At 67.5% G+C, this 16,619-nt stretch carries 16 protein-coding genes and 1 pseudogene; 14 read left to right on the top strand and 3 right to left on the bottom strand.

The genetic code is table 11. The features are described 5' to 3' along the window. Positions 1-919 precede the first annotated feature (919 nt). Genes ACIBQX_RS40345 through ACIBQX_RS40300 form a run of 10 tightly spaced genes read left to right on the top strand, consistent with a single transcriptional unit; the run spans position 920 to position 8,970 of the window. Positions 920-1,714, top strand: coding sequence for an ABC transporter ATP-binding protein (locus ACIBQX_RS40345; protein WP_397014135.1), 795 nt, complete (start codon positions 920-922; stop codon positions 1,712-1,714). After that, a complete protein-coding gene (locus ACIBQX_RS40340) occupies positions 1,711-2,445 on the top strand; it encodes an ABC transporter permease (RefSeq protein WP_397014133.1) in 735 nt (244 codons plus the stop codon). Before ACIBQX_RS40345 ends, ACIBQX_RS40340 begins: the two co-directional genes overlap by 4 nt. Further along, the gene (locus ACIBQX_RS40335; RefSeq protein WP_397014131.1) at positions 2,442-3,218 is read left to right on the top strand and encodes an ABC transporter permease; all 777 of its coding nucleotides are present in this window, start codon (positions 2,442-2,444) and stop codon (positions 3,216-3,218) included. The genes ACIBQX_RS40340 and ACIBQX_RS40335 overlap by 4 nt, the downstream gene beginning before the upstream one ends. After that, a complete protein-coding gene (locus tag ACIBQX_RS40330) occupies positions 3,215-4,252 on the top strand; it encodes an ABC transporter substrate-binding protein (RefSeq protein ID WP_397014129.1) in 1,038 nt (345 codons plus the stop codon). The genes ACIBQX_RS40335 and ACIBQX_RS40330 overlap by 4 nt, the downstream gene beginning before the upstream one ends. 14 nt (positions 4,253-4,266) lie before the next feature. Beyond that, on the top strand, positions 4,267-5,619 hold the full coding sequence (allB, locus tag ACIBQX_RS40325) for an allantoinase AllB (protein WP_397014127.1): 1,353 nt from the start codon (positions 4,267-4,269) through the stop codon (positions 5,617-5,619). After that, the gene (locus ACIBQX_RS40320) at positions 5,612-6,451 is read left to right on the top strand and encodes a hypothetical protein (protein ID WP_397014125.1); all 840 of its coding nucleotides are present in this window, start codon (positions 5,612-5,614) and stop codon (positions 6,449-6,451) included. The genes allB and ACIBQX_RS40320 overlap by 8 nt, the downstream gene beginning before the upstream one ends. Further along, entirely contained in the window at positions 6,448-7,062 is a 615-nt protein-coding gene (locus ACIBQX_RS40315) for a GntR family transcriptional regulator (protein ID WP_397014123.1), read from the top strand. The genes ACIBQX_RS40320 and ACIBQX_RS40315 overlap by 4 nt, the downstream gene beginning before the upstream one ends. Before the next feature lie 11 nt (positions 7,063-7,073). Next, the gene (locus tag ACIBQX_RS40310) at positions 7,074-7,469 is read left to right on the top strand and encodes a gamma-glutamylcyclotransferase (RefSeq protein WP_397014121.1); all 396 of its coding nucleotides are present in this window, start codon (positions 7,074-7,076) and stop codon (positions 7,467-7,469) included. Further along, positions 7,466-8,500, top strand: a complete 1,035-nt coding sequence (locus tag ACIBQX_RS40305; RefSeq protein ID WP_397014119.1) for an acetamidase/formamidase family protein — start codon at positions 7,466-7,468, stop codon at positions 8,498-8,500. Before ACIBQX_RS40310 ends, ACIBQX_RS40305 begins: the two co-directional genes overlap by 4 nt. Then, on the top strand, positions 8,497-8,970 hold the full coding sequence (locus ACIBQX_RS40300; RefSeq protein ID WP_397014117.1) for a nucleoside deaminase: 474 nt from the start codon (positions 8,497-8,499) through the stop codon (positions 8,968-8,970). The genes ACIBQX_RS40305 and ACIBQX_RS40300 overlap by 4 nt, the downstream gene beginning before the upstream one ends. 78 nt (positions 8,971-9,048) lie before the next feature. On the opposite strand, the gene ACIBQX_RS40295 is transcribed toward ACIBQX_RS40300, so the two are convergent. Continuing rightward, positions 9,049-9,510 (bottom strand): hypothetical protein, encoded by a 462-nt coding sequence (locus tag ACIBQX_RS40295; protein WP_397014115.1) that lies wholly within the window; start codon positions 9,508-9,510, stop codon positions 9,049-9,051. Positions 9,511-9,730: 220 nt separating this feature from the next. On the opposite strand from ACIBQX_RS40295, the gene ACIBQX_RS40290 reads away from it, so the two are divergent. After that, entirely contained in the window at positions 9,731-10,573 is an 843-nt protein-coding gene (locus ACIBQX_RS40290) for a hypothetical protein (RefSeq protein WP_397014113.1), read from the top strand. A gap of 968 nt (positions 10,574-11,541) precedes the next feature. On the opposite strand, the gene ACIBQX_RS40285 is transcribed toward ACIBQX_RS40290, so the two are convergent. After that, positions 11,542-11,820, bottom strand: coding sequence for a DEAD/DEAH box helicase family protein (locus tag ACIBQX_RS40285; RefSeq protein ID WP_397014111.1), 279 nt, complete (start codon positions 11,818-11,820; stop codon positions 11,542-11,544). A gap of 880 nt (positions 11,821-12,700) precedes the next feature. Here ACIBQX_RS40285 and ACIBQX_RS40280 point away from each other — a divergent pair. Beyond that, complete coding sequence (locus tag ACIBQX_RS40280) at positions 12,701-13,588, top strand: hypothetical protein (RefSeq protein WP_397014109.1); 888 nt, start codon at positions 12,701-12,703, stop codon at positions 13,586-13,588. A 570-nt stretch (positions 13,589-14,158) separates the two neighbouring features. Further along, a pseudogene (locus tag ACIBQX_RS40275) lies at positions 14,159-14,311 on the top strand (transposase); the annotation flags it as partial. Between the two features lie 426 nt (positions 14,312-14,737). Here the strand turns inward: ACIBQX_RS40275 and ACIBQX_RS40270 are convergent. Then, positions 14,738-15,145: a very short patch repair endonuclease gene (locus ACIBQX_RS40270; protein ID WP_397014673.1), complete on the bottom strand. Its 408-nt coding sequence runs from the start codon at positions 15,143-15,145 to the stop codon at positions 14,738-14,740. A gap of 322 nt (positions 15,146-15,467) precedes the next feature. Between ACIBQX_RS40270 and ACIBQX_RS40265 the strand changes: the two genes are divergently transcribed. Continuing rightward, complete coding sequence (locus tag ACIBQX_RS40265) at positions 15,468-16,415, top strand: protein NO VEIN domain-containing protein (RefSeq protein WP_397014671.1); 948 nt, start codon at positions 15,468-15,470, stop codon at positions 16,413-16,415. The last annotated feature ends 204 nt before the right edge of the window (positions 16,416-16,619 follow it).

Here is a 16,619-nt window from a genome sequence, read left to right as displayed (position 1 = left end):
TCGCGCCGACGTTATCCGGCTTCCAGTACTTGATCTGATCCCACTCCGCGGCGGACAGAGCAGTAGTGTTCACCTCCGACAGCGGTGACAGGAGCAGCGACGCACTCAGGACGGTGAAGCCGAAGTCGTTGAGGGAGCTCGCTCAGGCGGGCGCGTCCTGGAACCCGTCGGTGTAGTAGTGGCGTCGACCGTCCACGAAGGCGATCAGCGGATACTGGGCGTGGAACAGCACAACATGCGCTCCATCGCGGTCGTTGAGCGTGGTGCTGTGAAATTCTGCGGATACTGCCGTTTCACGAAATCCGCGACCTGCCCCTGGGCAGCCCGGGCCGCGGCTTACCAAGCGGCACGACACACCTTGGGATCGGTCACTGGCCTCGGCGAGTCGAATCCCGTTGAGCCCGGCTCCAGCCGGAAGGCAGTGTGCGAGCCGTCCACCTTCAACCCCCTCCAGGGAGGGCCACGCCACTTGGTGGCACGAAACTAGTCGTCACCGACCATCGGTGACAATCGGGAACGCGTGACGGTGGGCCGGCCCGCAGCCAGCGACGAGCACTGCCGGCACACGAAGAGATGCGGGCTTCCCACGTCGCCAAGCAGGTCGGTCGGGTCCCCGGCTGACGTGGAATTTTCGGTTAGGTCCAGGATGGCGCCCGAGGCGGGAGCGTCCTCGAGGGCGGCACCGTGCCAGGCGGGGACGGGCCGAGCGGGATGGGGCTGTGAGCCGGCGTCCGGAGAGCACGGCCCCACATGTGCAGGACCGGCCGGGTGAGGCGCCTGACCGTGGCGGTGACCGCCGGAGTGCGCAACCGGTAACGCACGGGAAGCCCCTGCCGTTCCAGGGACGTAACACCTCGCTCCTACGTTCGGGGACACGCCTTTGGATCCAAGTTCGGATCCAAGAGATCGAGGAGCACGCATGGACGCATCGACAGCGCCCGGCATCCACATCGAGAGACTCACCAAGACGTTCACGACGCGCCGTCGCGAGGTGGTGGCGCTCGACGGGGTCGGCATCAGCTCCGGCGAGGGGGAGTTCGTCTCCCTGCTGGGGCCGTCCGGGTGCGGGAAGAGCACGATCCTGCGGATTCTGGCCGGGCTGGAGGAGCCGACCTCCGGTGTGGTGCTGGTGCACGGGGAGACTCCGGCCGAGATGCGCGGGCGGCACCACCTGGGCATCGCCTTCCAGGACAGCGCGCTGCTGCCGTGGCGCTCGGTCAGGACGAACGTCCGGCTGCCGCTGGAGATCGGCAAGGGAGCGGCGGACGAGGACCTCGTCCAGGAGCTGATCGACCTGGTGGGGCTGTCGGGATTCGAGAACGCGCGGCCCGACCAGCTCTCCGGCGGCATGCGTCAGCGGGTGGCGATAGCCCGCGCCCTGGTCGTCCGGCCGCGGGTGCTGCTGCTAGACGAGCCGTTCGGCGCCTTGGACGACATGACCAGGCAGAACCTGAACGGCGAGCTGCTACGGATCTGGACCGAGCGGCCGGCGACGACGCTGATGGTGACGCACAGCATCGCCGAGGCGGTATTCCTGTCCGACACGGTCGTGGTGATGAGTGCCAGGCCGGGCCGGGTCAGGGAGGTCGTGACCATCGACCTGCCCAGGCCGCGCCCGCCCGAGCTGGCGCGCACGCCGGAGTTCCACGCGTACGTGGACCGCCTGTCGGCGATCCTGTTCGGCGAGGCGGTCTACGCGGGAGGCCCGGGATGACCGCCCGGTTCGCCGGCGCCGCGGTGATCGTGCTGGCCTGGCAGGTGCTGGGCGGGCTCGGGCTGCTCGGGCCGGGTATCGCGCCGCCCACGGAGATCGTCGCGGGAGTGGCCGCCGACGGCCTCTCCTTCTACACCGCGCACGTGCCGGCCACGCTCGGCTCGGCCCTGCTCGGCTACCTGTGGGGCAACCTGGCCGCGATCGGCTGCGCCGCGCTGGTGATCGTGCTGCCCTGGTTGGAGAAGCTCGTCCTCCAGGTCGGGATCGCCTCCGCCTGCATCCCGCTGGTGGCGATCGCGCCGATCCTGGCCGCGGTCTTCAACGGTCCGACGGCGTGCGTGGTCATGGCGGGCGTGTCGGTCTTCTTCACCACGCTGGTCAGCACCGTGAACGGGCTGCGCCTGTCCGACAGGACCAGCGAGGACCTGGTGCGCGCCTACGGCGGCGGCCGGCTGGCCGTGTTGCGCAAGGTGCAGTTGCTCTCGGCGCTGCCGAGCGTGCTCACCGCGCTGAAGATCGCGGTGCCGGCCGCAGTGCTCGGCACCATCATCGGCGAGTTCATGGGCCAGGAGCGCGGCCTGGGCGCCGCACTGATGGTCGCCCAGCAGGGCGCGGACGTCGTCCGCACCTGGGGTATCACGCTGGTGTCGAGCCTGATGACCGTCCTGGCCTTCCTTGCCGTGGCCGCCGTCGAGCGCGTGGCCACCCCGTGGACGGAGGCGTCGCGGTGAGCGCCCTCGTACGGCGGGCGGCCGGCGGGCTGCTCGTCCTGGTCGGCACCGTCGCCGCCGTCGTCGTGGTGTGGACCGTGTTCCTCGCCGTGGTGGACGTCAGCCCGTTCGTGGCCAAGACGCCGACGGACGTGTGGACCTACCTGACGAGCGCGGCCAACCGGGCCGCCATGTGGCCGCTGCTCGGCCGCACCCTGGCGGACGCCGGCCTGGGCTTCGCCGCCGGCCTCGGCCTGTCCACGGCGATCACAGTGCTGTTCTCCTTCTCCGGCGTCGCCGAGAGGATGTTCCTGCCGGCCCTGGCCTCGCTGCGGGCGATCCCGATGGTCACGGTCGCCCCGATCGTCGTGCTGGTCTTCGGCCGGGAGGAGGCGGGCACCGCCGCCATCGGCGCGGCGATCGTCCTCGTGCCCGCCCTGCTGACCATGCTGCACGGCGTCCGGTCCGCCCCCGCGGCAGGGCTCGACCTGTGCCGCGCGTACGGCGGAACGGCCTGGACCGCCTTCACCAAGGTCGCGCTGCCGCACGCGGTGCCGACCTGGTTCACCGCCGCGCGCATCTCCGTCACGACCGCGATCGTCGGCGCGCTGCTCGCCCAGTGGCTGGCCTCCGGCGCCGGTCTCGGCGGGCAGATGATGCGCGACGCCAACGAGTTCCAGTTCGACCGCCTGTGGGCGTCGGTCGTCGTGCTCACCGTGGTCTGCGTCGCCGTCTACCAGGTGCTCGCCCTCGTCGAGACCCTGGTCCAATCCCGTCTCAGGAGTTCGTCATGATCATTCCCCGGCGCCGGTTCCTCATGGCCGCCGCGGCGTCCCCGTTGGTGCTGGCCGGTTGCGGCGGCGGCGACGAGCCCGCCGCCGCGGGCGCCAGACACGGGATCGCCACCCAGCGGCTCGCCTGGATCAAGAACACCCAGTTCGCCGGCAGCTACGTGGCCGACAAGAAGGGTTACTACCGGGCGGAGGGGTTCGGCGGCAGCGAGCTGGTCGCGGGCGGGCCCACGGCGCCGCCTATCGAGTCCGACGTGCTGGGCCGCACGTTCGCCGGTGTCTCCCAGGTGCCGATCGTCGGCGCGGCGGTCGCCAAGGGAGCCCCCTTGAAGATCATCGGCGCGGTCTACACCCGTTACGCCGGCTGCGTGATGTCGATGACCGCCAAACCGATCAAGACCCCCGAGGACCTGTACGGCAAGACCATCGGCTGCGCCTCCTCCAGCGAGCCGGTGTGGCGGACGTTCCTGGCGGCGCTCGGGCTCGACCAGTCCCGCATCAAGACCGTGCCGGTCCAGGGCAACCCCATCGGCATGACGAAGGGCGAGATCGACGGATATCTCGGCTTCATCAACAGCCAGGTCATCGACCTGAGGCACCTGGGCCACGACATCACCACGATGCTGCTGGCCGACGTCGGCTTCCCACTGGTCGGGCAGACGTACATCACCACGCAGGAGAACCTCGACGGCCACAGGGACAAGGTCAAGGCGTTTCTGCGCGCCGAGATCAAGGGCTGGCGGGACGTGCTCGCCGACCCGCGCTACGCGACCGACCTGACCGTCGGCGAGTACGGCAAGGACCTCAAGCTCGACCCCGCCGCCACCCTGGACTGCTGCGAGGCGGGCAACGACCTCATCCGCAACGGGCAGGCCGGCCAGCAGCTCATCGCGATCACCGACGAGCAGGCGGCGCGCAACGTCGAGGCGATCAACGCCGGCGGCCTGCGGCTCACCGCGGACCGGCTGTTCGACCTCGGCCCCATCCGCGAGATCTACCAAGAAGACCCCGATCTGGCCGTGACCGGCCAGAACTGAGAGAGAGAACCACCATGAGCACCACGGACAGCGTGGACTTTGTCATCACCGGCGGTACCGTCGTCTCCCACGACGGCCGTCATCGCCACGACGTCGCGGTCGCCGGCGGCCGGGTCGTCGCGGTCGGCGACCGGCTCGCGGCCCCAGGCGTGCCCGTCGTGGACGCCGCCGGCCTGCTGGTCCTGCCGGGCCTGGTGGACGTGCACGTCCACTTCCGCGAGCCGGGCATGACCGAGAAGGAGGATTTCGCCAGCGGCACCAGGGCCGCCGCCGCGGGCGGCGTCACCACGGTCGTGGACATGCCCAACACGGTCCCGCCGGTGGCCACCGCCGCGGGTTTCCAGGAGAAGCTGGACTTGGTGTCCGGCAAGGCGTACGTGGACTTCGGCCTGTACGGCATGCTCGGCCGGGACAACGCGGCCGAGATGACCGAGATGGCCCGGCTGGGCGCCATGGGCTTCAAACTGTTCATGGGCCAGACCACCGGTGACAACCGCTGCCCCGACGACGCCTCCATCTACCAGGGGCTCGAGGCCGCCGCCGCGGCGGGCCTGGTGGTGGGCGCGCACGCCGAGAACGATCACCTGCTGCGCTTGTTCATCGACCGGCTGAAGGCCGCCGGCCGTACCGATCCGCGCGCCCACCTGGCCAGCCGGCCGGAGTTCGTCGAGGTCGAGGCCGTCACCAGGTTCGTCACGCTGGCGAGCGCGGCTGGCGCCAAGGCGCACATCCACCACCTGTCCACCGGGGCCGGCCTGCAGCGGGTCCGCGACCTGCGCGCCCAGGGGCACCGCGTCAGCGTCGAGGTGCTGGTCGCCCACCTGCACTTCGATGAGTCGGCGTACGACACGCACGGCAACCTCATCAAGCTCAACCCGCCGATCCGCCCGGCCGCGGACGTGGCCGCGCTGTGGGAAGGCGTGGCCGGGGGCGACGTGGACGTCATCGCCACCGACCACGCCCCGCACACCGCCGCCGAGCAGGCCGAGCCGGACGTGTGGCGGGCGCACGGCGGCTTCGTCGGGGTGGAGACCATGCTGCCGCTGCTGCTGACCGCCGCCGCCGAGGGCCGCATGAGCGTCGAGGACATCGTCAGGGTCGCCTCGTACGCCCCGGCCCGCCGCTGGTCGATGCCGGGCAAGGGCGCGCTGACCCCCGGGTCCGACGCCGACCTGGTGCTGGTGGACCCGCACGCGGAGGGCGTGATCACGGGCGCGGAGCTGAAGTCGGCGCACGGCGTCACCCCGTACGAAGGCAGGAAGGTCATCGGCGCGGTCGTCGGCACGTACGTGCGTGGCCACCGCGTCTTCGACCGCGGCCGGATTATCGGCGGCCCGGTGGGACGGCAGGTGCGGCCCCGTGCGTGACAACCTCGCCCGAGCTGTCGACGGCTGCCTCACCGAGTGCGGCCTGACCCGCGGCGCCCCCGGCCCGGTGACGGCCTCGCTCGCCGGCATCGGCACCACCGCACCGCACGCCGTGTCCGGCCGCCTGCTGCACGACGCCATGGAGCGGATGGAGGTCGAGGTCGCCGGCGCGACGGCATACGCGTCGCCCGGCGACCTGCTCGCCGCCGCCGGCTGGGACCTCGCGCTCGTGCTCAGCCCCTGGAAGAAGGCGGTGCCAGGGCTGGTCACCGACCTCACGCCCGCCGCCGCGGCCACCGGCGTCGTCGACACGATCGTCAGGGACGGCGACCGCCTGACCGGGGTCAACACCAACGGCTGGGCGGCCTGGGCGGCGATGGACACCCTGCTGGTCGGGCACGAGCCGGCCGCCGTGCTGGTGCTCGGCTCCGGCGGCTCCGCGGGGTCCGTCGCGCACGCCGTACGGCGGGCCTGGCCGCGGGCGCGGCTGGTGGGCAGCGCGCGGGACGCCACGGCACTGGCGGCCTGGGCTCGCGCGTACGGCGCCGAGGCCGTCGCCCCCGCCGGCCTGGACCGGCCGGCCGACCTGATCGTCAACACCACGACCTGGGGCGAGACCGAGGATTCCGAGCGGAACCCGTTCGCCTTCCCCTTCGAGGCGATCGCCGCGCCGGGCGGTCGGCTGTTCGACCTGAACAACCGCACCTCCGCACTCCAGGGCCTGGCCCTGCGCGCCGGGATGAGCGTCATGTCCGGCACGTACATGCAGCGGGTGACCAACGCCTGCCGCGCCGCCCTGGTCAGAGCGCGGGCCGGGGCGCGGGCGCGGTGATCGCCCGCGAGCGGGTCTACCGCTACCTGCGCCAGCGCATCACCACCGGCCGCTACACCGGCGGCACCCGCCTGGTCGAGGAGCAGATCGCCGAGGAGCTCGGCGTGAGCCGCACCCCCATCCGCGAGGCGTTGCAGCGCCTGGCCAGCGACGGCCTGGTCCAGCGGGTGCGCCGCGGCCACCTCACCGTCGTCGAACTCGACGGCGCGGCCAGGGCCGAGATGCACCTGCTGCGCGTCGCGTTCGACGAGGTGGCCGCCCGCTTGCTGGCGGAGAAGGTCGGCCAGGTGGACTGGGCGCCGCTGTACGCCCTGCTCGACCCCTTGGGCCGGGCGCTGGAGGAGCACGGCATGGTGAGCCCGCAGTTCTCCATGGCCCACCTCGACCTGCACATGGCGATCAACCGGGCCGCCTTCTCCACGATCACCTCGGGTTTCCTGGAACGCCAGGCGTTCCTGTACCCCACCGACGACTACGTCCAGCAGTCCGGACACGAGCCGGTGTCCCAGCACCGGGCCCTGCTCGACGACCTGTCCAGCGGCGGCGCCGAACGCGCCGTCCGCGCCGTACGCGTGCACGCGCTGCGCGGGCACGGCAACTCCACCCTCTAGGAGCCTCCTTCATGGACCAGCACGTCACCATGTTCGTCAACGGCCAGGCGATGAGCGGCGGGGAGCTGAACGACGCCCTGGCCGTGGCCCGCTTCACCGGGAAGGTGTGCACCGCGCCCCGCTACCGGTTCTACTCCTTCCACGACACCTTCCCGGGACTGCTGCCGGCCGGCGCGGGAGGCTGGGGCGTGCCGGGGGAGACGTACCAGATCTCCTACACCGACCTGCGCGAACGGCTCCTGCCCAGGGAACCCTCCGAACTGGAGCTGACCGTCATCGAGCTGGAGGACGGCCGGGGCTCGCTCAGCATGGTCTGCCGATCGGACCCGGCCGGCCTGCCCGGCGTCACCGAGATCACCGAGCCGGGCGGCTGGCGGGAGTACCTCGCCAAGCGGGCCGCCCGATGAGGCACCACCTGGGCTGCGCTCCCGGCACCGTCTCCTGGGGATCGCTGCCCACCGAACGCACCCCGCCGGTCCTGGAGGTGGACAACGGCGACGTGGTCGTCTTCGACACCGTGTCGCAGGAGGGGCTGATGCCCGACCAGGGCCGCGACCCCGTCTCCTACTTCGGGGCGTACGGCGTGCCGGCTGGGGGAGTACTGCCGGAGGCGGCCGGGCTCGCCGCCTCCGGGCTCGTCCCGGAGCTGGGCCCGCACCTCGTGCTGGGCCCGGTGCGGGTACGGGGGGCGCGGCCGGGGGACTGGCTGCGGGTGGACTTCCTCGGGTTCGAGCCGCGCGTGCCGTACGGGGTGATCTCCAGCCGTCACGGGCGCGGCGCCCTGCCGGGCGAACTACCGGGCAAGCCGCTGGTCAGCCGCTTCTGCGCGCTGACCCCCGACGGCCGGCACGCCGTCTTCCCGCACCAGGGCGGCACGGCGCTGATCGAGGTCCGGCCGTTCCTCGGCCTGTGCGGCGTCACCCCGGCCGGCAGTGAGGCACGCGGCACGATCCCGCCGGGGCCGTTCGGCGGCAACCTCGACCTGCGCGAGCTGACTGCGGGCAGCACCCTCCACCTGCCCGTGCAGTGCGAGGGCGCTGGATTCTACGTGGGCGATCCGCACTTCGCCCAGGGCAACGGCGAGGTCGCGCTCACCGCGCTGGAGGGCTCACTGCGGGCCACCGTCCGCCTGTCGCTCACGCCCGCGCCACCACCGGTCGCCGACGTTCCGGCCTGGCCGCTCGCGGAGACCCCGGACGCGTGGATCACGCTCGGCCTGGACGAGGACCTCGGCGAGGCCATGCGCGGGTGCGTGCGCCAGGCCGTCCGCCTCCTGAGCGGGCTGACCGGGATGAGCGCGGACGAGGCCTACCTCTACCTCAGCGGAGCCGGCGACCTCGCCATCACCCAGGTCGTCGATCTCGTCCAGGGCGTCCACTGCCGCATCCCCAAGTCGCTGATCGCGGGGGAGCCGCACGGGACGGGCCGCCTCACATGATCACCGAGACCGACCTGCGGCTCCTGCGCCGCTGCGTGGACCTGGCCGCCGAGGCGCTCGACGCCGGCGACGAGCCGTTCGGCGCGCTGCTCGCCGACCCGGAGGGACAGGTGCTGCACGAGGAGCGCAACCAGGTGAACACCCTCGACCGTACCCGCCACCCCGAGCTGGCGATCGCCCGGTGGGCCGCGGCTGGCCTGTCACCCGCGCAGCGCGCCGCGACGACCGTCTACACCTCGGGCGAGCACTGCCCGATGTGCGCGGCGGCGCACGCGCTGGCCGGGCTCGGCCGCATCGTCTACGCGACCTCCAGGGCCCAGATCGGCCGCTGGCGCACCGGGCCCGGCCCGCTCGCCCCGCTGTCCGTGCGGGAGGTGGCGCCGGGCGTGCTCGTCGAGGGCCCGGTGGAGCGGTTCGCGGACGAGATGCACGCCTTGCACCTGGGGCTCGCGGAGCGCCCGTTGCGTTGAGAGCGCACGGCGCGGGTCCGATCACCAAGATCCTTTGTGCTCTTTCCCTTTCTTGTTGATGGGAAAGAGCCGGGCGGATCAGATCTCTTCGGCCACTTCGACGTCGAGCCCCGCGTCCCGGCAGTCCTGGACGGTCTGCCGGTCGGCCGAGGCGCCGGTGATGAGCAGGTCGGCGTCGTCGAGTTCGCAGAGGGGCGCCAGTTCGACCCTGCCCACCTTCGAGCCGTCGGTGACCATGATCCAGCGCGCCGACGAGCGGATCATGACCTGCTTCAGCTCCGCCTCGGGCAGGTTCAGGTTGGTGAAGCCCCGGCACGGGTGCACGCCGTCGCAGCCGAGGAAGGCGGTGTCGGCGTTGATTTGCTCCAGGATGCCGGTGCCCAGCGGGTTGACGAGGAAGTGCTGGAGCGGGCGCACAGTGCCGCCGCCCCGGTCGGTGACTCGGGAGATGCCGAGCGACTTCGACAGCTCGCCGATGTGGACGAAGCCGCGGTCCTCGACGGTGGCCGCGATGCGTTCCCTGCGCTCTTCTGCGGGCACGCTTCGAGATCAGTCACCGGGCGATTTCGTAGTCCGTCATTTCCTGGCAATTCGTAAGCCTTGCAAAGGATCCTGACCCTCTCGATGCAAGCGAGCCGCCGATGCGCACCGCGCGGCCGATATCCCAGCGCGCCGGAGACCCCGGCGAGATCCGCGAACAGCCAGATGACGGCCAGCCACATCTCGGTTCCCCGCAGGCCCGGCGTCGTGGCCGGGTTCGGTGCCCGGAATCCCCACGAGCACATGCGCCGGTTCGGGCAGCACGAAGCTCAAGCAGTATGAGATCGAGAACTCGCCGGAGAATTGGCGCAAGGTGGCCGCCGCCGTGGCGGCGACCAAGCAGAAACTGAACGACCCTGCCTACGCTGCCGCGTTGCTGTCGGCTCTCGGGCCGGACAAATTCCGCGCGCTGTTCATGCAGTGGATGAAGAACAAGGGTCCGGCCATGGACAAGGGAGTGCCACCCGACACCCTCAAGGAGGGGAAGGAGGCCCTTGGCCCGCTGGCCGAGGCGTACGCCAACGCAGAGCGCGCGGGCAGGCTCGGTAAGGAGTGGGGCGAGGAGTTCATCAAGACGACCCAGCCCGGCGTGCTGACGGCGCTGGTCGCCATCTCCAAGCCATCGACCAGGCTCCTCAATCAGGTGGCTCTTCGGGTACTCAGCCGGCCGCTGGGCGCAGATCTCCCGACGAGTCAGAACTGCTACGGCGAGGCCGCAAGGATGCCCGACTGCCGGCGTGGAACGGGAGTGGACGGGAGGGCGGTCTCGCCGGACCTGTCCTGTCGCTGCTGCCCTTCAGAGGCCGGGGCGGATCCGCCCGCCCTTCTGCTGAGCCGGATCTGGTACAGCCCGATGGCGATGCTGCTGAAGACGCCGATGATGCCGACGGTCTGGTTGAGGATCCCCAGATACTTGGCGTTCGGATTGCTTGGGTCGATCAGGACGTTCCACCCGAACGTGGAATTACCCTCGGCGATCGCCGCCACCAGAAGTGCGACGGCTGCTACCCACCATAATTTTCGCCTCTTCCCCACCACGTCATCATCACGCCACGCCCGCTGACGGAAAAGTCAGGTTCATGCCACCGCTTGAAATCATTTCTAGGTGATGGAGACGCTGATGGACCCCGACTTAAATAGGTCTACGCACGAAAACGTTGGCAGCATGGACCAAAACAAGAGATGCGCGGCCATGTTCCTGCTCGCACTGAGTCTTGCAGGCGCTCGCGGCGCCGCTCTCCTGCCAGTCACCAGCGAGCGTCGCCCGATAGCTTCACCGCTATGATCCCCAGGAGGCCCACGCCCTCGTGGCGGCTCTGTCCGCAGCCCGTGAGCGCGCGAGGTGGCCCAAACAGTCACGATGCAGGCACCGGACGCTGTATCTGGCTGGCTCCTTTGGACGTGGCGACGGCGATGTGCGGAGCGATGTCGATTTGATCGTGGTCGATGGTCGCCCACCGTGGACGACGCCCTGCTCATCCTGGAGCAACCGAACAACGCGGCTGGCGGCGGGTACGCCGGAGCCATGTACAACATCGGTCCACTCCCGCTGTGGGTCGACTGGTACCTGTGGCCACCGGCATCGCGGTGCCGGGCGATACCCGACTGCTGTTCGGCCAAAGCACACCGGGAATCTCAGCCTGGGAGAAGAGTTTGATCACATCGGTCGCGGCCATCCTGGACCCCACGCCGGACCCAGCGTTGTCGCGTAGACCCACTCCTGCCGGGCCTCTGCGATGAGGCTCTGGACATAACCATCCATTCGTCGGCAAATCGATTCATGCGATTAAGTCCTCGCTCTCGCCTGGCCGTCGTGCTCGCTGCTCGTGGTCGTGGCCGCCACCATGGGATTGACGAACGGCGCTCCCGGCCCCCGCTGGCTGCGCTAGGCCCTTCAGGGGGTTCTCGCCCCGTCGTGGTCTTCTCTGGGCTGACGCTGCTGCTCGGCCCACTGTCCCGAAGCCTGGCGGGCGAGAGCCGTCATCTCACGGCATGCGAGCGTAGCGACTGACCACTGTAAGGCGCCGAAGGTCAAGTGGCGGGGGCTCCGCCCGTCTCCTCGTCCCTACGTAGCACCGACTCCGCCTGCCCTGTCGCGCGCAGTCGCCGGTAGTCGAGCGCGGCGACCACGGTCTTGCCGGCGCCGGTGGCCATGACGACCAGATTGCGCCACCGGTTGTGGATCTGCCGCTCGGCGTCGAGTTCGTCGAGGATTTCGCGCTGGTAGGAGTACGGGCGGAAGTCCACGTGCGCGAAGTCGAGTACCACGTACTTGGCGGGTAGGCGTGCACCTTCAATGGGTTTCCGCACGCATTTGGCATGATCACCCGTGGCGTTCGTCCAATGGCCGAGCGGGTACCGGAGGCCGAGTAGCGGAGAATTAGGGTCTGAGCTGGGGAAACGCCATCAAGATCATCCCGTGCGTGTCCCCTGATCATGGTCTTCCGGCTGCATGCTGGCACCGTTGGCTGCCTACCAAGGGCGAAAAGTAAAAGACCTGCGGCTGTGAAACCGCAGGTCAGGGGCCTGAAATGCCGATCTGGGTGAGTGCCCCCGGCAGGATTCGAACCTGCGGCACCCGCTTTAGGAGAGCGGTGGCTGTACGCCTGCCTTATGTGCTCTGACCTGGGTAGAAGCTCTGCGGCGCTCGCGCTATCAGAAAGATCATCCCGCGTTTGTCCCCGAATCTGATGAGGCCACCCACCACCTGATCGCTGCCGCCCCGATTCGCGGCGACGTCCTGAACGTTGCAACGGCCTGCAGATACGAGATCGCCTTCTATGGGAAGCATAAGAGTCAACTGCTCACGGCGACGCGGTGTCCATGTGGGCAGCCAGATGTTTGCCTACCTCGATTCGTTCCCTGCACCCAATGATCTTCGAGCTGGATGGACACATCGATGCTCGTTCGGTGCCCGCATACAAGCACCCCACCGGGCGCTCTACGCAGGAACTCTGCAAGCAACACGGCGCCTAGAGGAACGCTGTGGGCCAGATCGACACAAAAGGGATATTGGGGCCTGCAGCATACCCGATGAAACTACGCCATGCGTACAAAGGCTTCTGTCTCATGGCATCCTATGCATATGAGCTCCGCGACATCCCCGCCTCGGCGGTCTCGCCCCAAGCTGCCCACGATCAAGCGCAGTGTCTACTTCTACCGAATAGACGCTGGCTCCGATGAATCTGGCATGCCTAAGAACATCGACGCGGAGCTGCTCGCAGGACTCAAGGCGATAGAAGATCTTCCCTTCGAAGGCGACAGCCGTCGGTACATGAGTCAGGCCGACGGCAGCAGCTTGTGCGTCTGGATCGACGATACTTCCAGCGAGATAGCTAAAATCCGCCTTGGAACAATTCGCAGAAATGCGCTCCCCCAGTCGGAAAGGCGGGGGACTCTCCGGCGTCTTAACCTCGGGGATGATGAAGGGCTCTGTGAGACATCCCATATTTGCTTGTTCCCCAACGGAATCATCGGCGTTGAGCATAACTTCTACGGTCCGCGAGCCAAGCGCCTCCCGGCGTATATGACGCATGCGTTGTCAGGGGCCGCGCCTTCATTCGTACTCGAAGCCCTGCTCCGGAATGACGTTGCACGGCAGCTAGAAGGGGCAAAGTCCGTCCGAAAGCTCACGATTCGTGTCCGCAGGTCGTATGCGTCAGTCATTCAGGAAGCGAATGAGTCGCTGGGTAAGGCCCTCGATGCTGCCGCTGCCGGAAGCGACGCCGCGGTCGTCGGGCTGACTCTGCAGCCCGAACCATACAAACGAGTCGATCTCAAGTCCGATCTCATCACCTTCTTGCGGCGAATCATTCGCAGGCAAGATCTCCGATACCAGACTCAGGAGCTCAAAGCGACGGTAGTAGATAGTGAGACCGGTCGGGCGGATGAGATCAATCTTCTCGAAGACCAACTTATTAGCAGGAGGAAATTTCTCCGCCAGAACGAGCGATCCCGAGACCTTAACAGCGAAGACGCTTACCGTCAGATAACCTTGGCCTACGTGGAGTTGCGTGAAGATCTTTTGTCGGCCTCGTCCGCTAGTGTGTCCTCTGAGGGTTCCAACTATGTCCCCTAAGAGGTGTAACCGGTGGTCCGTCGGCGTGTCCCCCCTTTCGCCAGTGAACTCATCGTCTTTGCCCTAGCCTCGTCTGCTCTGTATCGGCTATCGCTGATATCCCCGGTTGACGCTATAATCCTTAGCGTTCTAGAGGATCGCCGAAAAGAGATCTATGCAGCGATCCTTAGCCTTCACGGTAGCCTTCTTGGCTTCATAATTGCGACTGTCGCAGTCGCGTTGAGTTTCGCAAGCTCTCCAAGATTCGAAATACTGCGTCGCACTAGGCAATGGCCACGTCTATTCAACTCGTATACGAGAAGTATGCGATGGACTGCCGCTACAACACTTTGTTCCTTCCTTGCGTTAATCATTGACAGGGAAGCCAGTGCGAATAGGGTCGCCGTCGTTGTGTGCTTCGCCGGTGTTGCCTTTGCTGCTATAGTCATTACGCATATGTTGTGGGTAACAGAAAAAACCGTAAAGGTGGCGATCTCGGCGAAATCAAGAGATCCGGGAGCGTAGTTTCGACGAGAGGAGCAAACGAACGTGCGATGTGGTTCGTTCGCTTGTTGATGTAGGAGGATGAATCTGCTCCATGACCACAAACGGCGTAGGATGCGAGCGCCAGTGCTGGCGATCGGGGATGGCGCGCTCGGGTTCTTGTCGGCGTTGCGTGAGGTGTTCCCGCAGGTTAAGGAGCAGAGGTGCTGGCTTCGCAGGGTCGCTAATGTTCTGAGGGCAGGTGGACACAACCACCACCTTCGCTGTCGGCGGCGCCATCCTCATCACCGCGGCCCTGTCCTCTACCCTTGGTGGGCCCACCCTGGTCCCAATCCGCAGGCGCTACCTGTAGCCGAAACGCCTCAGCGGTCCCCGCCGGTCCGCAGTCGCCTACGTCCGCTGGTAGGGCCTGAACCACACAGCGGGATACGTCGGCCTTCGGCCTCAGGAGGCGGGCGGGCACACAGTCCCTGCTGTAGGAGAGCGCGGATTTTAAGGCTGGTCTGCCTTGTTCGACCTGCGGAAGTAGGCTGCCCGGCTCGTCGAGCAGGAAAGATAATCCCGTGCATGCCCAGCGCGATGCGACTGTGTAATAGGCATTGGGACGGTCATGCTCGCTGCCGTTGCACCGCAAAAGCGACGTGTAGTTTATGCTCCGCCTGCGCGTCAGTGCCGAATGACCTCATTGATGATGCGAGTGGCTGCTTCTGATGGTTTTTCGTGCTCCCATATTCGAATGACACGCCATCCTGCCTGATGTAGGTGCTCGTTGGTGGCTGCGTCGCGAGCGACGTTCTTGGCCAGCTTCTCTGACCACCATGTGTCGTTTGCGGCAGGACGGGTGGCGTGCTCAGGGCAGGAGTGCCAGAAACACCCGTCTATGAACACCGCGACCTTTGCTCGGGTGAAGGCGATGTCGACGGTCCGCCGTTTCATGCCAGGTATTGGCCAGGCCACTCGATACCGCAGCCCGTGGGCGTGCAGCAGCTTCCGGACGGCGAGCTCAGGGGCAGTGTCCCTGCGACGTTGCCTGCGCATCCGTGCCGACGCGTCGGCCGAACTGGGAAGAGGCATGGTGGCCACGACATAACGCTACAGCTCGTCCGCGATTCTTTGCGCCACTGATGCCCTCCCCGTTTCGGGCACGGTTGTCTACAGAAGCAACGGAGGAGCAGGGCCTTCCAGGCTGTCAGGTCAGGACGCGCTGTGCGGCCCTCCAGAATGTTGGGCGGTCCAAGTACGCAGAACCCTCCGGAGGAGCGGTTAGCAACGGCGTTAGCGAGATTGCGACAGTGCCGCGTTATCGGGTCACGCGGTGTGAAGTCCGAGAACCTCGGGGTTGTCGCGATATCACAAGTAAGTGTCGGTGGTACTTGGCAGACTGAGGCCTGTGCGCATGATGGATGATGACGGACACGTTCTAGATGCCGAGTACGACGTCAAGGCCGAACCGGGTGGGCGCATCCTGTCGCTGGTTCTGGAGAGCAGCTCTGGGACCTCGGCCAATCGGGCTGCCCGGAACGTGCAGTATCGGCCTGCGTTGCGGTTGCTGCTGGCCCGTCTAGCGGACCGTCGGGCGGTGCTTGAGGAGGGCTTGGTCGACTCCAGAGTGACGCGAGCCTTGGAGGAGAAGGAACGTCGACTGTTCGATGCGCCGATTCAGTTGGATGCCAGTACCGATGCGGAAGAGTTGCGGCTGCAACTCTGCTCCGCCCAGTCCTCGATCGGACAGGCAGCTGGCGCAGTAAAGGGTGGCAACAGTACAAAACGTATCCGCCTGCGCTTGACCGTGCCAGGATACGGCTTGGCGGACTCGGCCAGGCTCGCCGCGGACCTCTCACGCCCGACCGAGTCTCGCAGCGAGCTTTCAGATGTGCTCCCAGGCCAGCTGCGCCTTGGAGCCCAGCAGGGACCCGCCTTCGAGGTCGAAGCACGAGCAGCGCGCCCGCGGAGTGGTGCCGGCTACCAGGCCGACCCACTGGTACGACGCGCGGTTGAGCAGTACGCCGTGCACTGCGCGGCGGCCTGCTACCCCGACCACACCGTGATGGACGTTGGCGCCATCGCGTCCTATGACCTTCGGGCTTTCAAAGGCAACGAAGAACTTCACATTGAGGTCAAGGGCTCCATCGGTACCGTCGACAACGTGGAACTCACCGTCGCCGAAGTCGCACACGCACGGACGATCCGGACCGACCTTGTCGTCGTCGACCAGATCAACTACGAGCGTAAAGCCGATGGCAGCATTCACACATACGGAGGCCGACTTCGCCGCTGGACAGACTGGCAGCCAGCAGACCAAGCCCTCCAACCAACCCGATACCGTTATACCCTCCCCGAATAGCATCGCTGAGCGTACGATTGCTCCCCTTCCCAACCTCTGATTCGTAGCGAACGGCAGAAGCGCGGTCAGCGCCTCGGCGCCCAGCTTGGGCGGTGGGTGGCGGGCAAGATGTCGACGGCGCGTGAATACTGACCCCCAGGCGACGGCCGAAATCTGACCCCCTGCAGAGTTCAATCTGGAGGGTGATCAAGGTGGAGGACTGGG

Source organism: Nonomuraea sp. NPDC049714 (genome assembly GCF_044465295.1).
GTDB lineage: Bacteria > Actinomycetota > Actinomycetes > Streptosporangiales > Streptosporangiaceae > Nonomuraea.
Note: the sequence above shows the minus strand (reverse complement) of the source record. Positions and strands in the feature narration are given on the sequence as shown.

Excerpts from the sequence above, each read along its gene's own strand:
- ACIBQX_RS40345 (WP_397014135.1), top strand. The coding sequence starts at position 920 with ATGGACGCATCGACAGCGCCCGGCATCCACATCGAGAGACTCACCAAG.
- ACIBQX_RS40280 (WP_397014109.1), top strand. The coding sequence starts at position 12,701 with ATGCCTAAGAACATCGACGCGGAGCTGCTCGCAGGACTCAAGGCGATA.
- ACIBQX_RS40340 (WP_397014133.1), top strand. The coding sequence starts at position 1,711 with ATGACCGCCCGGTTCGCCGGCGCCGCGGTGATCGTGCTGGCCTGGCAG.
- ACIBQX_RS40305 (WP_397014119.1), top strand. The coding sequence starts at position 7,466 with ATGAGGCACCACCTGGGCTGCGCTCCCGGCACCGTCTCCTGGGGATCG.
- ACIBQX_RS40330 (WP_397014129.1), top strand. The coding sequence starts at position 3,215 with ATGATCATTCCCCGGCGCCGGTTCCTCATGGCCGCCGCGGCGTCCCCG.
- ACIBQX_RS40300 (WP_397014117.1), top strand. The coding sequence starts at position 8,497 with ATGATCACCGAGACCGACCTGCGGCTCCTGCGCCGCTGCGTGGACCTG.
- ACIBQX_RS40310 (WP_397014121.1), top strand. The coding sequence starts at position 7,074 with ATGGACCAGCACGTCACCATGTTCGTCAACGGCCAGGCGATGAGCGGC.
- ACIBQX_RS40265 (WP_397014671.1), top strand. The coding sequence starts at position 15,468 with ATGATGGATGATGACGGACACGTTCTAGATGCCGAGTACGACGTCAAG.
- allB (WP_397014127.1), top strand. The coding sequence starts at position 4,267 with ATGAGCACCACGGACAGCGTGGACTTTGTCATCACCGGCGGTACCGTC.
- ACIBQX_RS40270 (WP_397014673.1), bottom strand. The coding sequence starts at position 15,145 with ATGCCTCTTCCCAGTTCGGCCGACGCGTCGGCACGGATGCGCAGGCAA.